Annotated in this window: 17 protein-coding genes; 13 read left to right on the forward strand and 4 right to left on the reverse strand. The window is 71.9% G+C overall.

Annotated features, from left to right (window positions below):
- Positions 1-44 precede the first annotated feature (44 nt).
- Complete coding sequence (locus tag JK364_RS40890) at positions 45-1,541, forward strand: aminopeptidase P family protein (RefSeq protein ID WP_201856503.1); 1,497 nt, start codon at positions 45-47, stop codon at positions 1,539-1,541.
- A gap of 75 nt (positions 1,542-1,616) precedes the next feature.
- On the opposite strand, the gene JK364_RS40895 is transcribed toward JK364_RS40890, so the two are convergent.
- Positions 1,617-2,168: a carboxymuconolactone decarboxylase family protein gene (locus JK364_RS40895; RefSeq protein ID WP_201856504.1), complete on the reverse strand. Its 552-nt coding sequence runs from the start codon at positions 2,166-2,168 to the stop codon at positions 1,617-1,619.
- A gap of 47 nt (positions 2,169-2,215) precedes the next feature.
- Between JK364_RS40895 and pdxR the strand changes: the two genes are divergently transcribed.
- Complete coding sequence (gene pdxR, locus JK364_RS40900; RefSeq protein ID WP_201856505.1) at positions 2,216-3,691, forward strand: MocR-like pyridoxine biosynthesis transcription factor PdxR; 1,476 nt, start codon at positions 2,216-2,218, stop codon at positions 3,689-3,691.
- A 103-nt stretch (positions 3,692-3,794) separates the two neighbouring features.
- Here pdxR and JK364_RS40905 read toward each other — a convergent pair whose 3' ends face one another.
- The gene (locus tag JK364_RS40905; RefSeq protein WP_201856506.1) at positions 3,795-4,298 is read right to left on the reverse strand and encodes an ATP-binding protein; all 504 of its coding nucleotides are present in this window, start codon (positions 4,296-4,298) and stop codon (positions 3,795-3,797) included.
- Positions 4,299-4,499: 201 nt separating this feature from the next.
- Here JK364_RS40905 and JK364_RS40910 point away from each other — a divergent pair, with 201 nt between their 5' ends.
- The 9 genes from JK364_RS40910 (at position 4,500) to JK364_RS40950 (ending at position 14,612) form a co-directional block, all read left to right on the forward strand.
- Positions 4,500-5,318 (forward strand): hypothetical protein, encoded by an 819-nt coding sequence (locus tag JK364_RS40910; RefSeq protein ID WP_201856507.1) that lies wholly within the window; start codon positions 4,500-4,502, stop codon positions 5,316-5,318.
- A 96-nt stretch (positions 5,319-5,414) separates the two neighbouring features.
- On the forward strand, positions 5,415-6,164 hold the full coding sequence (locus JK364_RS40915; protein ID WP_372462063.1) for a YcnI family copper-binding membrane protein: 750 nt from the start codon (positions 5,415-5,417) through the stop codon (positions 6,162-6,164).
- 144 nt (positions 6,165-6,308) lie between these two features.
- Positions 6,309-6,968, forward strand: a complete 660-nt coding sequence (locus tag JK364_RS40920; protein WP_201856508.1) for an SCO family protein — start codon at positions 6,309-6,311, stop codon at positions 6,966-6,968.
- Entirely contained in the window at positions 6,968-7,468 is a 501-nt protein-coding gene (locus tag JK364_RS40925; RefSeq protein ID WP_201856509.1) for a copper chaperone PCu(A)C, read from the forward strand. The genes JK364_RS40920 and JK364_RS40925 overlap by 1 nt, the downstream gene beginning before the upstream one ends.
- A gap of 6 nt (positions 7,469-7,474) precedes the next feature.
- Positions 7,475-9,649, forward strand: coding sequence for a copper resistance CopC/CopD family protein (locus JK364_RS40930; RefSeq protein WP_201856510.1), 2,175 nt, complete (start codon positions 7,475-7,477; stop codon positions 9,647-9,649).
- Positions 9,646-10,887 carry an iron uptake transporter deferrochelatase/peroxidase subunit gene (gene efeB, locus JK364_RS40935; RefSeq protein ID WP_201856511.1) on the forward strand — a complete coding sequence of 414 codons (1,242 nt, stop codon included), beginning with the start codon at positions 9,646-9,648 and terminating at the stop codon, positions 10,885-10,887. The genes JK364_RS40930 and efeB overlap by 4 nt, the downstream gene beginning before the upstream one ends.
- 130 nt (positions 10,888-11,017) lie before the next feature.
- A complete protein-coding gene (gene pheA / locus JK364_RS40940; protein ID WP_201856512.1) occupies positions 11,018-11,953 on the forward strand; it encodes a prephenate dehydratase in 936 nt (311 codons plus the stop codon).
- Positions 11,954-12,507: 554 nt separating this feature from the next.
- Positions 12,508-13,785 carry a serine--tRNA ligase gene (serS, locus tag JK364_RS40945; RefSeq protein WP_201856513.1) on the forward strand — a complete coding sequence of 426 codons (1,278 nt, stop codon included), beginning with the start codon at positions 12,508-12,510 and terminating at the stop codon, positions 13,783-13,785.
- A complete protein-coding gene (locus JK364_RS40950; RefSeq protein WP_201856514.1) occupies positions 13,782-14,612 on the forward strand; it encodes an HAD family hydrolase in 831 nt (276 codons plus the stop codon). Before serS ends, JK364_RS40950 begins: the two co-directional genes overlap by 4 nt.
- Positions 14,613-14,685: 73 nt before the next feature.
- Here the strand turns inward: JK364_RS40950 and JK364_RS40955 are convergent, their stop codons facing one another.
- Both JK364_RS40955 and JK364_RS40960 read right to left on the reverse strand, forming a co-directional pair.
- Positions 14,686-15,135 (reverse strand): phospholipase, encoded by a 450-nt coding sequence (locus JK364_RS40955; RefSeq protein WP_201856515.1) that lies wholly within the window; start codon positions 15,133-15,135, stop codon positions 14,686-14,688.
- A gap of 201 nt (positions 15,136-15,336) precedes the next feature.
- On the reverse strand, positions 15,337-16,341 hold the full coding sequence (locus JK364_RS40960; RefSeq protein ID WP_201856516.1) for an Lrp/AsnC family transcriptional regulator: 1,005 nt from the start codon (positions 16,339-16,341) through the stop codon (positions 15,337-15,339).
- Positions 16,342-16,493: 152 nt separating this feature from the next.
- Here JK364_RS40960 and JK364_RS40965 point away from each other — a divergent pair, with 152 nt between their 5' ends.
- A complete protein-coding gene (locus tag JK364_RS40965; RefSeq protein WP_201856517.1) occupies positions 16,494-18,038 on the forward strand; it encodes an MFS transporter in 1,545 nt (514 codons plus the stop codon).
- Between the two features lie 316 nt (positions 18,039-18,354).
- Positions 18,355-19,104: a hypothetical protein gene (locus JK364_RS40970; protein WP_201856518.1), complete on the forward strand. Its 750-nt coding sequence runs from the start codon at positions 18,355-18,357 to the stop codon at positions 19,102-19,104.
- The last annotated feature ends 10 nt before the right edge of the window (positions 19,105-19,114 follow it).

Below are 19,114 nucleotides of genomic sequence, written 5' to 3' on the forward strand. Positions count from 1 at the left end.
CCCGGCGCCTCGGGCCCTCCCGGCCGTCAGGCCCCCCACATACGATGGGTGGGGTCCAGTTCGAGGAGGAAGACGTGACCGAGGAGCCCACCTCCGAAGCCCCGGAGACCCCGGAAGGCGAGGAGCCCATCAAGCAGCGGAAGAACGGCCTGTACCCAGGCGTTTCCGACGAGCTCACCGCGAGCATGAAGTCCGGCTGGGCGGACACCGAGCAGCACGATCCGGAGCCCCTCGCACAGGCTCCGCAGACCGCCCGCCGCCGTGCCGCGCTCTCCGCGCGCTTCCCCGGCGATCGCCTGGTCGTCCCCGCGGGCAATCTCCGCACGCGCTCCAACGACACGGACTACAGCTTCCGCGCCTCGACCGAGTACGCGTACCTCACCGGCGACCAGACCGAGGACGGTGTGCTGGTGCTGGAGCCCGAGGCGGGCGGCGGCCACACCGCGACGCTGTATCTGCTGCCGCGCTCCGACCGGGAGAACGGCGAGTTCTGGCTGGACGGCCAGGGCGAGCTGTGGGTCGGCCGCCGGCTCAGCCTTACGGAGGCCGAGAAGCGGCTGGGCCTGCCCGCCAGGGACGTCCGCAAGCTGGCCGACGAGCTCCGGGACGCCACCGGCCCGGTCCGTATCGTGCGCGGCCACGACGCCGGGCTGGAGACCGCCCTGACCGACAAGGTCACCGGTGAGCGCGACGAGGAGCTGCGGGTCTTCCTCAGTGAGCAGCGTCTGGTCAAGGACGAGTTCGAGATCGGTCAGCTGCAGGCGGCGGTCGACTCGACGGTCCGCGGCTTCGAGGATGTCGTCAAGGTTCTGGACAAGGCGCGGGCCACATCGGAGCGCTATATCGAAGGAACGTTCTTCCTTCGGGCCCGGGTCGAGGGCCACGACGTCGGCTACGGCACCATCGCCGCCGCGGGCCCGCACGCCACCACCCTGCACTGGGTGCGCAACGACGGCCCGGTCCGCTCCGGCGAGCTGCTCCTGCTGGACGCGGGTGTGGAGACCACCACCCTCTACACCGCCGACGTGACCCGCACCCTGCCGGTGAACGGCACCTACAGCCCGCTGCAGCGCAAGGTCTACGAGGCGGTCCACGAGGCGCAGGAGGCGGGCATCGCCGCGGTCCGGCCGGGCGCGAAGTACCGCGACTTCCACGACGCCGCACAGCACGTCCTCGCCACCAGGCTCGTCGAGTGGGGCCTGGTCGAGGGCCCGGTGGAGCGGGTGCTGGAGCTGGGGCTGCAGCGCCGCTGGACGCTGCACGGCACCGGCCACATGCTCGGCATGGACGTCCACGACTGCGCCGCGGCCCGCACCGAGACCTATGTGGACGGCACCCTGGAGCCCGGTATGTGCCTGACGGTCGAGCCGGGGCTGTACTTCCAGCCCGACGACCTGACCGTGCCGGAGGAGTACCGGGGCATCGGCGTCCGGATCGAGGACGACATCCTGGTGACGGAGGACGGCAACCGCGTGCTGTCGGCCGCGCTGCCGCGGACCGCCGATGACGTCGAGGCGTGGATGGCCCGCCTCACCGGCTGAGACAGCCATACGGCGGCTCATCGCCCGATCGTGCGGGTCCCGTGGGGAGCGGCGGCGCCGCTCCCCACGGTGCGCTCAGTTCCGCCCCGGCACCTTGCGGGTGGTCACCGCGATCCGGTTCCAGGAGTTGATCGTGAAGATGAGGGCGATGAGCTGAGCCAGCTCCCGCTCCTCGAAGTGCCGGGCGGCCCGCTCGTAGACCTCGTCCGGGACGCCGCCGGGCAGCAGCGTGACCGCCTCGGTGAGCGCCAGGGCGGCCTGCTCCTTCTCGGTGTAGAACCCGGCCTCCCCGGCCTCCTCCCACACCCCCACCAGAGCGATGCGCTCCTTGCTCTCGCCCGCCTCGTGGGCGTCGGCGGTGTGCATATGGAGGCAGTAGGCGCAGTGGTTGAGCTGGGAGGAGCGGATCTGCACCAGCTCCACCAGGGCCGGGTCCAGGCCCTCGCGGGCGGCCGCGTCCAGGCTGATCAGCGCCTTGAACGCCTTGGGGGCGGCCTTGGCGAAGTTGACCCGCCCGGTCGTCCGCCGCGCCGCCGTCGCGGTCTCTGCCGTCGCCTCTGCCGTCGTGGCCTCTGTCGCCGTGGCCGTCCGCGTCGTCGCCGTCTGTGTCGGTGTCGAAGTCGTCATGGGAATGAAATTAGGCCGCTAAGCGACCCTCTGTAGGGTGCATTTCCATGGCGGATTCATGGGTCAATTCGGCGGAGATCCTCGGCAGTGACCTCCATCTGGAGCTGACCCGCGCGGGCAGCCGCAGGACCGCCCTGATGGCCGCGCTGCGCGAGGCCATCCGCGACGGGCGGCTCGCCCCGGACACCCGGCTGCCGCCTTACCGTTCCCTCGCCGCCGACCTGGGCATCGCCCGGAACACGGTCGCCGACGCCTACGCCGAGTTGGTCGCCGAGGGCTGGCTCACCGCCCGCCAGGGCTCCGGGACCCGGGTGGCGCCCCGCCCCGCGTCGCCCCCGCCCCGGCGGCGCACGCCCGGCCGGGAGCGCGGCGGGCGGCCGTCCGGGGCGACCGGCGGCCGCCGCGGGCCCCGGCCCGCCCCGCGCCCGGTGCACAACCTGCTCCAGGGCCAGCCGGACGCCGCTTCCTTCCCCCGCGCCGGCTGGCTCGCCTCGGCCCGCCGCGCCCTGACCGCCGCGCCCCACGAGGCGTTCGGCCCCGGCGATCCGCGCGGCCGCCCGGAGCTGCGCCGTGCCCTGGCCGACTACCTCGCCCGCGTCCGCGGCGTACGCACCGACCCCGAGCGGATCGTCGTCTGCGCGGGCTTCGCGCACGCGGTGCGGCTGCTGAGCGACACCCGGCTGCTGCGGCCCCGGATGGCCGTCGAGTCCTACGGCCTGGACTTCCACCGCTCGCTGCTGAGATCGGCCGGGATCCGTACGGTCCCGCTCCCCCTGGACGCCGATGGCGCCCTTACGGAGGGACTGGCCGACCTCGACGGCGTACGGGCGGCCCTGCTCACCCCCGCCCACCAGTTCCCCACCGGCGGTCCGCTGCACCCCGGGCGGCGGGCCGCGGCCGTCGCCTGGGCGCGGGAGAGCGGTGGTCTGCTGCTGGAGGACGACTACGACGGGGAGTTCCGCTACGACCGCCGTCCGGTGGGCGCCGTCCAGGGCCTCGACCCCGACCGGGTGCTCTACCTCGGCTCGGCCAGCAAGAGCCTCTCCCCGGCGCTGCGGCTGGGCTGGATGGTGCTGCCGGACCATCTGGTCGACGGCCTGCTGGCCACCAAGGGGGAGCGCGAGGGATGGACCGGCGTCCTCGACCAGCTGACCCTCGCGGACTTCATCGAATCGGGCGGGTACGACCGCCATGTGCGCCGTATGCGCCAGCAGTACCGCCGCCGACGGGATCAGCTCGTCGCCGCCCTCGCCGAACGGGCGCCCCATATCCGCGTCTCGGGGATCGCGGCAGGTCTGCACGCGGTGCTGGAGCTGCCGCCCGGCACCGAGCGGTCCGCCCTGCGCGCCGCCGCCTGGCAGGGGCTGGCGCTCGACGGCCTCGGCGGCTACCGCCACCCGGACGCCACCACACCCCATCGCGACGGGCTCGTGGTGGGCTACGCGACCCCGCCCGAGCACTCGTTCGCAGGGGCGCTGGACGCGCTGTGCCGCGCCCTGCCGCCCGAACAGACGGCCACCTGAGGCCGGCCGAGCAGACGGCCACCTGAGGCCGGCCGAACGGACGGCCGCCTGAGGTTGGAGACGGCCACCCGGCGGTTGCGGCGGCCACCTGACGTTCAGGCGGTCATGACGCCTTGAGCAGCGCTCCTTCACGCCACTTGAGAATCTTGTCGAAGCTCACCACCACCCCGCCGCGACCCGGACGGTCGCGATAGCGGACATGGTCGGTGAGGGCCTCGATGAGAAAGAGCCCCCGTCCGTGCTCCGCCTGTGGCGGGGCCGGACTGCGCGGCTGCTGTGGTCTCGGCGCGCCCGCCGGGCGCCGCTCGTTCCGGGTGCGGGCCTCGCGGCGGACGGTGCCGCGTCCGGCGAAGCCGGGACCGGAGTCGGTGACCTCGATACGGCAGGTGTCGCCGTCGATATAGGCCGTGACTCGATAATCCCCGCCCGTGCCGTCGCGACCCCCGTGCTCCACCGCGTTCGCACACGCCTCGGAGAGGGCGACCGACAGATCGTAGGAGATCTCCGGATCCACTCCGGCCGTCTCCATGGTGCCGAGGAGCAGTCGTCGTGCGAGCGGAACGCTCGCCGCCTCGCGGGGCAAATGGAGTGACCACCAGATGCTCATGCTCCAGCCTCCCGGCCGCGGCTCGACATACCGTTACGTATTGCCTGGGTCCATGGTCCGTAAGCGTGTTATTGACGTGACTCCGCTCATTCAGCGGACGCGCTCGATGCGCGAACCGGTGTATGGGCCTGTCCTGGTGTGCGCCGGTACGCCCCACCCGCCGTAGGGAACGCGTCCACCCAGTGGGATGATGGCGCGGCCATGGCTTCCCCTGTCGCCCGTGCCGGCGCCGATCTGCGAATGCTGCGGGCCGCGGTGTTCACCGCGGTCTGCGTCGTGCTGTCCGCGACGGGGCATGTGCTGGGCTCCTGTGCCACCGTGCCGCTGTGGACGCTGGGCGTGGGCTGCGCGGCGATGTTCACGGTGGCGCTGTCGCTGGCCGGGCGGGAGCGGTCGCTGCCGGGGATCGCGGCCGTGCTGGCCGTCGGGCAGCTGGCGCTGCACGCGCTCTTCGCGCTCGGACAGGACCGGGCCGCGGCGGCCGAGGAGGCCGCCCATCGGGCCGACGCCGCCCAGGGCCATGTGATCGGCCTGGCCGCCAGGCTGCTGTGCGCTTCGGGCCCCGGACGGCTCGACGCCGCGACGGCCCATCGGATCGTCACCCACGCGGGCATCGACCCGTCCGCCGCGCACGGCGGCCCGCACACCATGCCGGCGTCCATCGCCCCCGCGGGGCAGGCGGCCGGGATGGAGAGCCTGCTGCCGTCGCTGCCCATGACCCTGGGCCATCTGCTCGCCGCGCTGGCCATCGGCTGGCTGCTGCGCCGGGGCGAGATGGCCGTATGGCGGGCGGTGCGGCTGTCGGTGGACGGGGCCCGAGGGGTCGCGGAGGCCGCGCTCGTACGGGCGCTGCGCGCCGCCCTGAGGCTCGTAAGGGTGCTCCTGGCCCCTTCGCAGGCGCCTTACGGCGGGCAGAGCCGTCCGCGCACGGCCGAGCGGGACGAGGGCGGGACGACGGCCCTCGTCCTCCAGCACAGCGTGATCAGGCGGGGACCGCCGGTCTGCGTCCTCGCGGCCTGACCGACGCGACGCTCCTCCAGCGGGACCGGAGGGCGGCCGCGACGTCGCCGCACGCGCGCCCACCCATCTGATCATTCCTGTTCCTGGAGTGTTGACATGAACGCCATGCGTCTCCGCCGTCTGCCGGTCCTCGGATGCCTCACCGCGGGCGGCCTGGTGCTGCTCACCGCGGGCCCGGCCTTCGCGCACGTGAGCGTGCAGCCGGGTCAGGCCGAGAAGGGCGGCTACAGCACCATCAACTTCAAGGTGCCCAACGAGCGCGACGACTCCTCCACCGTCAAGCTCGAGGTGACCCTCCCCGCCGACCACCCGCTCGCCTCGGTGATGCCCCAGCCAGTGCCCGGCTGGGACGTCAAGGTCACCAAGTCCAAGCTCCCCAAGCCCATGGAGATGCACGGCGAGAAGATCAGCGAGGCGGTCACCAAGGTCACCTGGACCGGCGGCAAGATCGAGCCGGGGATGTTCCAGCAGTTCCCGCTCTCGGTCGGCCAGCTGCCCGACGACGCCGACCAGCTCGCCTTCAAGGCCCTCCAGACGTACGACGACAAGGAGGTCGTGCGCTGGATCGAGGAGCCCAAGGAGGGTGCCGCCGAGCCCGAGAACCCGGCTCCGGTGCTCAAGCTGGTCGCCCCGGCCGAGGGCTCGGACGGCGACGGCGCCGCCGCGGCGTCCGGCCAGGACAAGGACTCCGAGAAGGCCGGAGCGGAGAATTCCGCCTCCAAGGACGCCTCGGACGACGAGGACGGCAGCGACACCACCGCCCGGGTGCTGGGCATCGCGGGCATCGTCATCGGCGCCGCCGGTGTCGTCTTCGGCGTGGTCGCCAGCCGCCGCCGCTCCGCCTGACCGCCGACCACTCGACCGCATGCGCGTAACCGCCGGTGACCACGGGTCCTGAACCGACCGCGTGATCCCGGCGGGGCGGCGGGCCCTCGCACCCGCCGCCCCCGCGCGCCACCGATCCACCCCCTTCTCTGGGAGAACAGCTCCATGCGCACCAAAATCCTGGCCACCGCGCTCGTCGCCACCGCCGCGCTCACCCTCAGCGCCTGCGGTGGCTCGGACGACGGGGGCAAGGGCGACAACGCCGCCGCCGAGGTCAAGGGCGGCCAGAGGTCGGGGCAGGCCATCGTCCTCGACCAGCCGAAGGCCAAGCCGGACCTCGCCCTCACCGGCACCGACGGCAAGAAGTACGACCTGCTGAAGGAGACCGAGGGCCGGCCCACCCTGCTCTTCTTCGGCTACACCCACTGCCCGGACGTCTGCCCGCTGACCATGAGCAACGTCGGCATCGCCGTGAAGAAGCTCCCCAAGGCCGAGCGGGAGAAGCTGCGGGTCGTCTTCGTCAGCACCGACCCCGCCCGGGACACCCCCAAGCGGATCCGCTCCTGGCTGGACGCCCAGGGCGGCACCGACTTCGTCGGCCTGACCGGCGACTTCAACACCGTCGAGGCCGCCGCGCGGCCGCTGGGCATCTACATCGAGAAGCCGAAGAAGGAGAAGGACGGCAGCATCACCGTCAGCCACGGCGCCGAGGTGATCGGCTTCTCGCCCAAGGACGACAAGGGCCACTGGATCTACACGACGGAGGCCACGGCGGATCGTTACGCCAAGGATCTGCCAAAGATCATCGAGGGGCGGAACCCGTGATGGCGACAGGTCCCGGCATCCGTAAGGCTGCCGCCGCGGTCCTCACCGTCGGTCTGTCCGCCGCGCTCGCCGCCTGCGGGAGCGAGGACAGCGGCGGCGGTGACAGCGGGGACCACGCGGGCCACAAGGGCGCCCCCAAGCTGTCCGTGAGCGGTGCCTATGTCTCGCAGCCGCCCATGGACGACATGGCGGCGGGCTACCTGGCCGTACGGAACGCCGGTGGCGGCGCCGACGAGCTGACGTCCGTCACCACCCCGCTCGCCTCCGAGGTCACCCTGCACACCACCAAGGGCAACCGGATGAAGCAGGTGAGCTCGCTCGATGTCCCGGCCGACGGCCGGCTCGAGCTGACCAGCGGCGGAGATCATCTGATGCTGACAAATCTCAGCCACCGGCCGAAGGTCGGTGAGAGGGTCAGCTTCACCCTCCACTTCGCCACCTCCGACCCCATCGAGATCAAAGTCCCGGTCGAGCCGACGACGTACCGCCCCAAGGACTGACGCCCGATGCCCTCGCTGACCTCCCTGGCCCCCGCCGGGCCCACCGCGCCTCCCGCCCGGACCACCGCGACCGCCCGGCGGCTGATGGCGATCTGCGGCACCCTGCTCGCCGCGCTGCTGTGCGCGCTGAGCGTGGGCGCGAGCTCCGCGTCCGCGCATGCCGCGCTCACCTCGACCGACCCCGCCGACGGCTCGGTGGTGAAGACCGCCCCCCGAGAGGTCACGCTGAACTTCTCGGAGGGCGTGCTGCTCTCCGGCGACTCGGTGCGCGTGCTCGACCCCAAGGGCAAGCGCGTGGACACCGGGAAGACCGCCCATGTCGACGGCAAGTCGTCGACCGCCGCCGCCGGGCTGCACTCCGGACTGCCGGACGGCACCTACACGGTGGCGTGGAAGGCGGTCTCGGAGGACAGCCACCCGGTGAGCGGCGCGTTCACCTTCTCCATCGGCGCCCCGTCCAAGACCACGGCGAAGGTGCCCACGGGCGACGCGTCCGACTCCACCGTCAGCACGCTCTACGGGATCGGCCGGTACGCCGCCTACGGCGGTTTCGCGGCGCTCGTGGGCGGCTGTGTGTTCGCCGGGCTCTGCCGGTCCTCGCGCCCGGTGCGGAAGATCGCCGTGGGCGGCTGGGTGACGGCCTTCACGGCCAGTCTGCTGCTGTTGCTGCTGCGCGGGCCGTACACCGACGGCGAGGGGATCGGCGGGATCCTCGACCTCGGCAGGCTGGGCGATGTGCTGTCCACCAAACCGGGCGCGGCGTTGCTGTCCCGGCTGCTGCTGCTCGGCGCGGCGGCGGTCTTCCTGGCCGTCCTCTTCGGCTCGTACACCCGGCGCACCGGGGAGGGGGAGGCGGACGCGCGGCGCCGCCAGGACCTCGCCTTCGGGCTCGGCTTCGGCGGCACGGTGATGGCGGTGGGCCTCGCCGCGACCTGGGCGATGGCCGAGCACGCCTCGGTGGGCCTGCAGCGGCAGCTGGCCATGCCGGTGGACGTGATCCATCTGATCGCGGTCGGGGTCTGGCTGGGCGGTCTGGCCTCGCTCGCGGTGACGCTCCGGACCGGTGAGCCGATCGAGCGGGCGGCCGTGCGCCGCTTCTCGCGGCTGGCCTTCGGCTCGGTCGTCGCCCTGGTGGTCACCGGGCTGTACCAGTCGTGGCGGCAGGTGGGCTCCTGGGGCGCGCTGACCGACACCGAGTACGGGCGATGGCTGCTGGTCAAGGTGGGCCTGGTGGCGGTGCTGGTGGGCATCGCCGCCGTCTCGCGCCGCTGGACCGGGCGCCTTACGGAGGCCACGGAGGCGGGCGAGGCGCAAGCGGACGCGGAGGCCGAGGCGGAGAGCGATGCCGAGGTCTATGCCGAGACCGATACCGAGGCCGATGTCGAGACCACGGCCGACGAGACCAAGGCCGGGGCCAAGGCGGCGGTGAAGGCCGCGCGGCCGGTCCGTACCGGTGCGGCCGACGCGGCCGTCGACACCCCCGCCGACGCCCCTGTCGACGCCCCTGTCGACGCCCCTGTCGACGCCCTCGCCGACGCCGGAACCGAGTCCGGTGACGGGCCCGGCGGCGACTCGGGTACCGGCGCCGCCGACGACGATCCCGTACGCACCACCCAGCTCGCCCGTCAGCGGGCCGCCAAGGACAAGACCGCCACGCTGCGGGAGCGCGACGCCGACCGCGAGCGCAGCGGGCTGCGCCGGTCGGTGCTCGCCGAGACCATCGTGGCCGTCGTGCTCCTCGCGGTGGCCACCGTGCTCAGTGGCACCCAGCCCGGCCGGGCCGAAACCGAGCAAGCGAAGGCCCCGGCCGCAACCCCCGGCGACCAGCTGAACGTCGACCCGGTGAGCGTGCTGATCCCCTACAACACGGGTCCCAAGAGCGGCCGCGGCAAGGCCGTGGTGATGATCGAACCCGCGCTGCCGGGTGACAACGCGCTGCACGTCTTCACCACCGACCTGGCCGACCGTCCCGTGGACGTGCCCGAGGTCAAGCTGTCGCTGACGCTCAAGGGCAAGGGGATCGGGCCGCTGCGCATCCCGCTCGAGCGCCTCTCGACCGGGCACTGGAGCGCCAAGACCGTCCAGCTCCCCATGGCCGGCACCTGGCAGCTCTCCCTGACCGTACGAACCTCCGACATCGACCAGGTGACGGAGACCAGGAACGTGAAAGTCGCTCAATGACCACAGAGCAAGCACCCTCGTCCGGCATCTCCCGACGGCGTCTGCTGGGCTCGGCGGGCGCCGCCGGAGCGGCCGGACTGGTCGCCGGCGGAGCCGCCGGAGCCTACGCGTCCGAGGCGACGCGGGAGGCACCCGCCCCCCTCAGCTCGCTGGGCGCGACCGCCGTGCCCTTCCACGGCAGGCGCCAGGCGGGCATCACCACCCCCCTCCAGGCCCACGGTCATCTCCTCGCCTTCGACCTGGCGCCCGGTGCGAACCGTAAGGCGGCCGCCGCACTGCTGCGCCGCTGGTCGCGGACGGCCAAGGAGCTGATGGCGGGCGAGGCCCCACCGGACGACACGGGGATCGCGCTCGACGCCGGTCCCTCGTCCCTTACGGTCACCTTCGGCTTCGGCCGGACCTTCTTCGGCAAGGCGGCGGTCACGGACCGGCTGCCGGAGGCGCTCGCCCCGCTCCCCGACTTCGTCTCGGACGCGCTCGACCCCAAGCTCAGCAACGGTGATCTGTGGATCCAGATCGCCGCCAATGACGCGCTGGTCGCCTTCCACGCGCTGCGCGCCCTGCAGCGCGAGGCCGCGGACACGGCCCGGCCGCGCTGGCAGATGAACGGCTTCAACCGGTCCCCCGGTGCCACCGGCCGCCCCATGACGACCCGCAACCTCATGGGCCAGATCGACGGCACCAACAACCCGAAGCCGGCCGACGACGACTTCGAGCGGCGGATCTTCGTACCGGAGAGGGGCGAGCCCGCGTGGATGGCGGGCGGTTCGTACGCGGTCGTCCGGCGCGTCCGGATGCTGCTGGACTCCTGGGACCACCTGTCCCTGGAGCGGCAGGAGAAGGTGGTCGGCCGCCGTAAGTCCGACGGCGCCCCGCTGTCCGGCGGCACCGAGACCACCCCGGTTCAGCTCGACAAGGTCGACAAGAACGGTGCGCTGGCCATCGCGGGCGCCGCCCACGTGCGGGTCGCGGCGCCCGCGTCCAACCAGGGCGCCGCGATGCTGCGCAGGCCCTTCTCGTACCACGACGGCTTCCGCGACGACGGGGCGCCGGACGCCGGGCTGCTTTTCATCGCCTGGCAGGCGGACCCGATGAAGGGGTTCGTACCGGTGCAGCGGAAGCTGGACCTGGGCGACGATCTGTCGCGGTTCCTGCGGCACGAGGCCAGCGCGCTGTTCGCGGTGCCTCCGGGCTGCGCCCCGGGGGAGTACGTGGGTCAGGCACTCTTGGAGGCATAGGAAAAGGGGACGAGCCGCCCCGGGGCATCGCGTCCGAGGAGTGTCCGTACGGGTGTCCACCATGCGGGTCGGAAGCCCCGGCCGACGCGGGTATCGTGGCGGTCTCGTCTGATCACAGGGAGCGACCGTGATGTCGGCCAGCCGCTATGCCTACCTCGGCCCCGAGGGCACCTTCACCGAGGCCGCGCTGCGGTCCATGCCGGAGGCCGCCACCCGGGAGCTGGTGCCGATGGTCTCCGTACCGGTGGCGCTCGACGCGGTGCGCTCCGGAGCCGCGGCCGCCGCCCTGGTGCCCATCGAGAACTCGGTCGAGGGCGGGGTCACCGCGACCCTCGACGAGCTCGCCACCGGCGAACCGCTGATGATCTACCGCGAGGTGCTGCTGTCGATCAGCTTCGCGCTGCTGGTGCGGCCGGGCACCGCGATCGCGGACATCAAGACGGTGACCGGGCATCCGGTGTCCCAGCCACAGGTGCGCAACTGGCTGGCGGCGAACCTCCCGGACGCCCTGTGGGAGTCGGCCGCCTCGAACGCGGACGGTGCGCGGCTGGTGCAGGAGGGGCGGTACGACGCGGCGTTCGCGGGCGAGTTCGCGGCGTCCAGGTACGGTCTGGAGCCGCTGGTCAGCGACATCCACGACGCGCAGAACGCGATGACCCGCTTTGTGCTGGCCGGCCGCCCGGCCCGGCCCGCCGCCCGGACGGGCGCCGACAAGACGTCCGTGGTGATCTGGCTCGGTGACGACCACCCGGGCGCACTGCTGGAGCTGCTGCAGGAGTTCTCCGCGCGCGGGGTCAACATGATGCGGATCGAGTCGCGCCCGACCGGCGAGGGCATCGGCCGCTACTGCTTCTCGGTGGACTGTGAGGGGCACATCACCGACCGGCGGGTGAGCTCGGCCCTGATGGGGCTGAAGCGGATCTGCCCGAAGGTGCGGTTCCTGGGCTCGTACCCCCGGGCGGGTGTGACGGCCGACGACATGGCGCCGCTGCGGCACGGGACGTCGGACGAGGCGTTCACGGAGGCGGCGGAGTGGCTGGCCCGCTGCCAGGACGGCCGGGCCTGAGCCGGACGCCGGGGGACGCACTGGGCGTCAACAGAATCGCTGCGGAAAAGTTATCCACAGGCTGATGCCTCACGCTGGGGATAAGTCGACATCCCCAATCCGACACAGCGGGCGTATCGCGACATTCTTCACATTGGCCGCCACTGTCGAACATCACTCACTTGTCACCCCAATTCGCTCGACCAACTCTTTGGAGTGAGGGATTCCTCTCTTGTGGAGTGTGTGAAAGCGGTTCGATAGGGGAATCCATCGCCGAGCATCTGGGCGGCCTTGACGATCACTGCGACATCCACAGATCTCACACACAGCCTGTGGATAACTTCGGGGATTCCCTCCACGCCTGTGGACAACCAACCGCCAACTCACCCTGTACACAAGGGAAGAAGGTCGACTCGGCGCCGCCTCTTTGCCCCTTTTCGGGGATTGCGGAAGCATTCCTTGACGGCGACCGTCACAGGAATTCCCCGGTTTACCCACAGCCCCAAAAGGGGGCAAAACCGGACGCAAAGGAATATCGCGTCGAGCACCCGAGGTCACACCGGTAACCTGGGGGGGTGATTGACCTTCGCCTGCTCCGTGAGGACCCCGATCGTGTGCGCGCCTCCCAGCGCGCTCGTGGAGAGGACGTCGGCATCGTCGACGCGCTCCTGACCGCCGACGAGCGGCGCAGGTCCTCCAGTGTCCGCTTCGACGAGCTTCGCGCCGAGCAGAAGGCGCTCGGCAAGCTCATCCCCAAGGCCTCCGGTGACGAGAAGGCCGAGCTGCTGAAGAAGGCGGGCGAGCTCTCCGCCGCCGTCAAGGCGGCCGACGCCGAGCAGGACGTGGCCGCCGAGGAGACCCAGCGGCTCCTGCTCCAGCTGGGCAATCTGGTCCACCCCGAGGTTCCGGTCGGCGGCGAGGACGACTTCGCCGTCCTGGAGACCGTCGGCACCCCGCGCGACTTCGAGGCCGAGGGCTTCGCGCCCAAGGACCACCTGGAGCTCGGCGAGCTGCTCGGCGCGATCGACACCGAGCGCGGCGCCAAGGTCTCCGGCTCCCGCTTCTACTACCTGACCGGCATCGGCGCCCTGCTGGAGTTCGCACTGGTGAACGCGGCGATGGCGCAGGCCACCGCGGCGGGTTTCACCCCGATGCTCACCCCGGCGCTGGTCAAGCCGAAGGCCATGGAGGGCACCGGCTTCCTCGGCCAGGCCGCCGAGGACGTCTACCACCTCGACAAGGACGACCTCTTCCTGGTGGGCACCTCCGAGGTGCCGCTGGCCGCGTACCACATGGACGAGATCCTGGAGGCGGACCAGTTGCCGCGGCGCTACGCCGGGTTCTCCTCCTGCTTCCGCCGTGAGGCCGGGTCGTACGGCAAGGACACCCGGGGGATCTTCCGGGTGCACCAGTTCGACAAGGTCGAGATGTTCGTCTACACGACGCCGGAAGAGGCGGAGGCCGAGCACCAGCGGCTGCTGGAGTGGGAGAAGCAGTGGCTGACCTCGCTGGAGCTGCCGTTCCGGGTGGTCGACCTGGCCTCGGGTGACCTGGGCTCGTCGGCGACGCGGAAGTTCGACTGCGAGGCGTGGATCCCGACGCAGGGCAAGTACCGCGAGCTGACCTCGACCTCCAACACCACCGAGTTCCAGTCGCGGCGGCTGTCGGTCCGGATGCGCGAGGGCAAGCGGGTCCGTCCGCTGGCCACGCTCAACGGCACGCTGTGCGCGATCACCCGGACCATCGTCGCGATCCTCGAGAACCACCAGCGGGCCGACGGCTCGGTGCGGGTGCCCGAGGCGCTGCGGCCGTTCCTCGGCGGGCGCGAGGTCCTGGAACCGGTCACCCGGTGAGCGGCGGCGACGACCTTCCGTACCGCCTGGTCGCGACCGATCTCGACGGGACGCTGCTGCGTCCCGACCACACCGTCTCGGCGCGGACCCGTGACGCGCTCACCGCGGCCACCGCGGCGGGCGCGGCGCACATCGTGGTCACCGGGCGGACCGTCCCGGTGGCCCGGCACATACTCGACGACCTCGGCTACGAGGGGCTCGCGGTGTGCGGCCAGGGCGCCCAGCTCTACCACGCGGGCGAGCACCGGCTGCTGACCTCCGTCACGCTGGACCGCCAGGTGGCGCTGCTGGCGCTGGAGAAGATCGAGGCGGAGATCGGCCCGCTGTTCCTGGCCGCGGCCCGCGACGGGCTGGACGGCGAGGTGCTGTTCGGCGAGGGGTACCGGATGGACCACGAGGGGATGTCCCTGGTGCCGTTCACGGAGCCGGCCGAGCTGTGGTCGCGGCCCATCAGCAAGCTCTACATCCAGCACGCCGAGCTGGGCGACGACGCGCTCGCGGACGCCGCCCGGACCGCCGCCGGGGGCCTGGTCGGGGTGACGATGGCCGGCACCGGGCTGGTGGAGCTGCTGCCGCTGGGGCTGACGAAGGCCACGGGTCTGTCGCTGGCCGCGCGCCGGCTGGGGATGACCGCGGAGGACGCGATCGCCTTCGGCGACATGCCCAATGACATCCCGATGTTCGGCTGGGCCGAGCACGCGGTCGCGATGGCCAACGCGCACCAGGACCTCAAGGCCGTCGCCGACGAGATCACCGCGTCCAACGCGGAGGACGGCATCGCCGTGGTGCTGGAGCGGCTCTTCCCGGCGGCTGCGACGAGCGGCTGAACCGGCCGGATGCCGGTGCGGCCGCCTCGGCGGACCGCCCGGCATCCGGGCTCGGCAGCGGGGATGGTCAGCCTCAGCCGAAGATCTTGACCGCCTGGTAGTACGTCCAGGCCGTGCCGTTGCACGACGTCTTGGTGGCACCGCTGTAGGCGTTGCACACCCGCTTCAGGTCCTCGTAAAAGGCGCTGTCGATGCGCGCCTTGTTGGCGTCGAAGATGCCCATCGCCTTGTGGTTGCGGTAGCCGAAGTCATGCCGCGCGCAGGCGGTCTGGAAGGGGAAGCCGAACGGGTTGTCGGGGGAGCTGCTGCAGTAGTCGGTGGACCAGTCGAACTGGTAGGCGGACCAGGCACCCTGGTTGTTCCGTGCCGCGAGCCAGGTGTTGTAGCTGCTGGCGCTGGTCTGGGTCCAGCTGGCGAGGACCTGCCGCTTGTCCGCGGGGACCGCCTGGGCGGGTGCGGCCAGGGCGATGGTGGCGGCCGCGGTGACGGCTGTGGCGGCGAGACTCGTGACGAGGCGACGCATTCGGGTTCCCTCCGTTTTTACTCCTGACACCCCCTCAAAAGCTCATGACGAAGGGAGGGGGCGGCGCGGTGTGATCCAGCGCACGCCAAGAGTTCGCCAGGTCCCTGACAACCGTCAAGATCTACATCGACGTAGAGATGAACAGAGTTCGACCACCAGAGTTTCGGAGTTTTCTCCAACTACCGCAGGTACGCGGGCCGTTCAGGAAGCACGCCAGGGCATCCGGGAGGGAGGGGTGAACCGCGGCCCCGGGCCCTTGACCCTGCGGAGGATCGGGGAGGTCTCCATGTCCCGCACGGAGGTCAGCTCGGCGATACGGGTCGTCAGATAGGTGTAGAGGGCCGGGACATCGGCGCAGACCACGGTCGCCAGCAGATTCTTCGTCCCGGTGGTCGCACACGCGAACGCCACCTCGGGGTGGTTCGCGAGCGTCTGCCCGGTGGCGGCGAGCTCCGACGGCCGTACCGACAGCCAAATCGCGGTGGTGACGTCCTGACGGAACAACCGGTGGGAGTAGTCGACGTCGAAGTACAGGGTGCCGTCGGCGCGCAGATCGGCCAGCCGGCGGCGCACCGTGGACTGCGACCAGCCGGTGGCGGCGGTCAGTTCGGCCAGCGGCGCCCGCCCGTCCCCCGCGAGGACGCCCAGCAGCTTGCGGTCCTCGGCGCCCACCGGTCCGCGCGGGCCCTTCGACCGGTCCGGGGCGGGCGGGCGCAGCCGCGCGATCTGCTCGGCCGTCAGCGCGTCGGACTTGTTGACCAGGCTCCGCTCCCCACCGAAGAACTCATGCAGCACGCAGTGGGCGCTCACCCCCACCACCCGTGGCGTCTGCGGGAGTTTGCGCAGCAGCAGGGCGTCGCTGTCCTGGCCGGACGCGGCCCGGGTCGACGCGGAGACCTCGGTACCGTCGGAGAGCACATGCACCCAGGAGGTGTCGGGCCGCCGGGCCAGCGCCTCGGCCACCGGCAGGGCGGCGTCCGGCAGGCACCGCACCCGCACCATCCAGACCACATCGCCGACCGCCGCCGGGTCGGTGAGCCCCAGCACCCGGAGCGCGCCGGTCGTCCGCAGCCGGGTGTAGCGGCGGGCCACGGTCTGGTCGGAGACGCCCAGCACCTCGGCGAGCCGGCTGAAGGGGGCCCGGCCGTCGAGCTGGAGGGCGTGCACCAGCGCCCGGTCCAGGTCGTCGTACGCGTCGGATTCCACCGCACCAAGCTAGCGGGTGTCGGATATCGCCGCCGGGGCGCGGGTGGCTGGAGGAACGGCCAGGTCGGGAACGACCGTAAGGGCCGCGGGATCGCCATCGGGGCCGGTCCGCCTCATCCCTTTGTCGGATGCGCCGAACCACGGAGTCAGTCATGCGCAGATCATGGTGGCCGCTCGCCGCCATCACCCTCGGCAACTTCATGCTGCTGATAGACGTCACGATCGTGAACACCGCGCTGCCCCAGGTGGCACGGGGGCTGGACGCGTCCTTCACCTCCCTCCAGTGGGTGATGGACATCTACGCGCTGGCGCTGGCCGCGCTGCTGATGGTGGCCGGATCGGCGGCGGACCTCTTCGGACGACGGCGGCTGTACCTCGTCGGCCTCGCGGTGTTCGCGATCTCCTCCCTGGTCTGCGGTCTGGCACCGGACGCCGGGGTGCTGATCGCGGCCCGCGCCGTGCAGGGCGTGGGGGCCGCGGCCATGTTCGCCACCAACACCCCGCTGCTGATGGCCACGTACTCCGGCCGCGACCGCGGAATCGCCTTCGGCGTATGGGGCGGTACGAGCGGGGCGGCCGCGGCGGTCGGCCCGGTGCTGGGCGGGGTGCTGACCGAGTATGTCGACTGGCGCGCGATCTTCCTGGTCAATCTGCCGCTGACGGCGATCGCGGTGTGGATCACGGTCCGTTCCATCGAGGAGTCGCGCGGTACGGCCGGGGTGCGCATCGACTGGCCGGGCGCCGCCTCGTTCACGGTGTGCGCCGGGGCGCTGACGTACGGGCTGATGCGCGGCGGCGAGGAGGGCTGGGCCGACACCGGCACGGTCACCTCACTGGCGGCGGCCGCGGTCGCGCTGATCGCCTTCGTCCTGCTGGAGCGCGGGAAGCGGCAGCCGCTGCTGGACCTGGGGCTGATGCGCCGCCCGACGTTCGCGGTGCTCATGGCGGCGGCCCTGCTGCTCCAGGCGGCGGCCTTCCCGTACCTCACCTACGCCGGGCTGTGGCTGCAGTCGGTGCTGGACATGAGCCCGGTACAGGCGGGGCTCGCGGTGACGCCGATGGCGGGCGTCTCGCTGGTCGTCGGCGCGGCGGGCGGACGACTGCTGGACCGGGTCGCCCCCGGGCGGGCACTCGGCGGCGGACTGCTCCTGGTGGGCACGGGCGCGCTGGTCAACGCGGCCATGGTGACCCCGGACGCGGACTGGACCGCCTTCGTCCCCGGTCTGGCCCTCGCCGGTCTGGGGATCGGCCTGGCCATGCCGGTACTGGTCTCGGCCGCCCTCGGCTCGGCCCCGCCGGAGCGGGCGGGCATGGCCAGCGGCGCGGTGAACACCTTCCGGCAAATGGGCTACGCGCTGGGGATCGCCGTCCTGGGCACGGTGTTCGCGACACGGGTGCGGGACATGGTGGACGGCGGCGACACCGTCCCGGCCCGCGCGGCCGGGCAGGCCGCCGAGGCCATCAGCGGCGGCCACGCCGACGCCGTGATCGCCGCCGCGCCCCCGGCCCGGACGGACGCGGCGCGCGCCCTGGTCCACGAGTCGTTCGCGGCCGGTCTCGACCGCATCTGCGTCATCGCGGGCATCGCGGCCCTGGTGGCGGGCCTCCTGGTCCTCACCGTCGTCCGCGGCGGCCCCGGCGGCACGCCCCCGAAGCCGACCCCCGAGAAATCCCCGCCGGAGCCGGTCCACGCCTGAGCGGTGGCCGAGGCGGTACAACGAGGGGCGGGCGCCCGACGGCGCCCGCCCCTCGCGGCGTCGAAGCCGACGTCCGTCAACGTGCGTGGTGCGAGTAACCCTTCCGCGATCGGATCGTTGTTCCATATACGCGTTATGCGCGGAGGCAACGCGAGCTGGAGCCTCGGCCGGGCGACGGATCGACGGGCAGCGATGTCACGGCGGTTGGGTCCGAAAGAGGTTGGCAGCCTCCGCTCCTGGTCCCTGGATACGGGCGGCCTGGCCCCTGGCTGGTGGGGCGTGACCACCACTCGAATCCACACCGGAAGGCACACGTATGCCACCCGAGATCGCACTACTGGAGTCGCGCGCGCTGCGCGACAGCGTCATCGAACGGACGGATGTCCTCGACAAGGTCAAGATCCTGACCATGCTGCCCGATGGGCTGCATATCACCACGCGCATGGTCGCGGAGTACTTCGAGGTTGGGGAAGAAGCCGTCAAGAGTCTGGCCAAACGGCATCGGGAGGAGTTCCAGAGCAACGGGATGCGTATCCTCCGAGGCTCTGAGCTGCAGGTCTTTGAAAGGTCCAACTTGGACCTTTCAGATTCGAGTTATCCACAGGGCCGCGCCCACCTCACTCTCTACCCCCGCCGCGCGGTACTCAACGTGGCAATGCTGCTGCGGGACAGCAATATCGCCAGGCGGGTACGCACCTATCTCCTCGATATCGAGGAGTCGGCCCGGAGCGGACCGGAAACCGGGGCGGAGCAGCTTCCGCTCGAACAGGTCCTCACCGAGCGGATGCTGGCCGGGCCGATCGGCGGCCGTCTCGACGCCGTCGAGGCGTGTCTGGCGGATGTCGGCTCCACGCTGCGGGAGCTGGCGCCGTGGATGGCCAGGGTCTCCGCCCGGCTGGACGGCATGGACCGGCGGCTCGACGCGCACGGCCGGGTCATCTGTGCCATGAGTGAGCGGCTCTGCGATCTCGGCGAGGACATGACCGAGGTCCGCAGGGACGTCGCCACGCTCAAGGCCGAGGCGGCTCAGCGGCGGGCGCGGCGCGCCAAGCGCCGGCGCGGGTAGGGAGCGGAAG

This window comes from Streptomyces endocoffeicus, assembly GCF_016741935.1.
Lineage (GTDB): Bacteria > Actinomycetota > Actinomycetes > Streptomycetales > Streptomycetaceae > Streptomyces > Streptomyces endocoffeicus.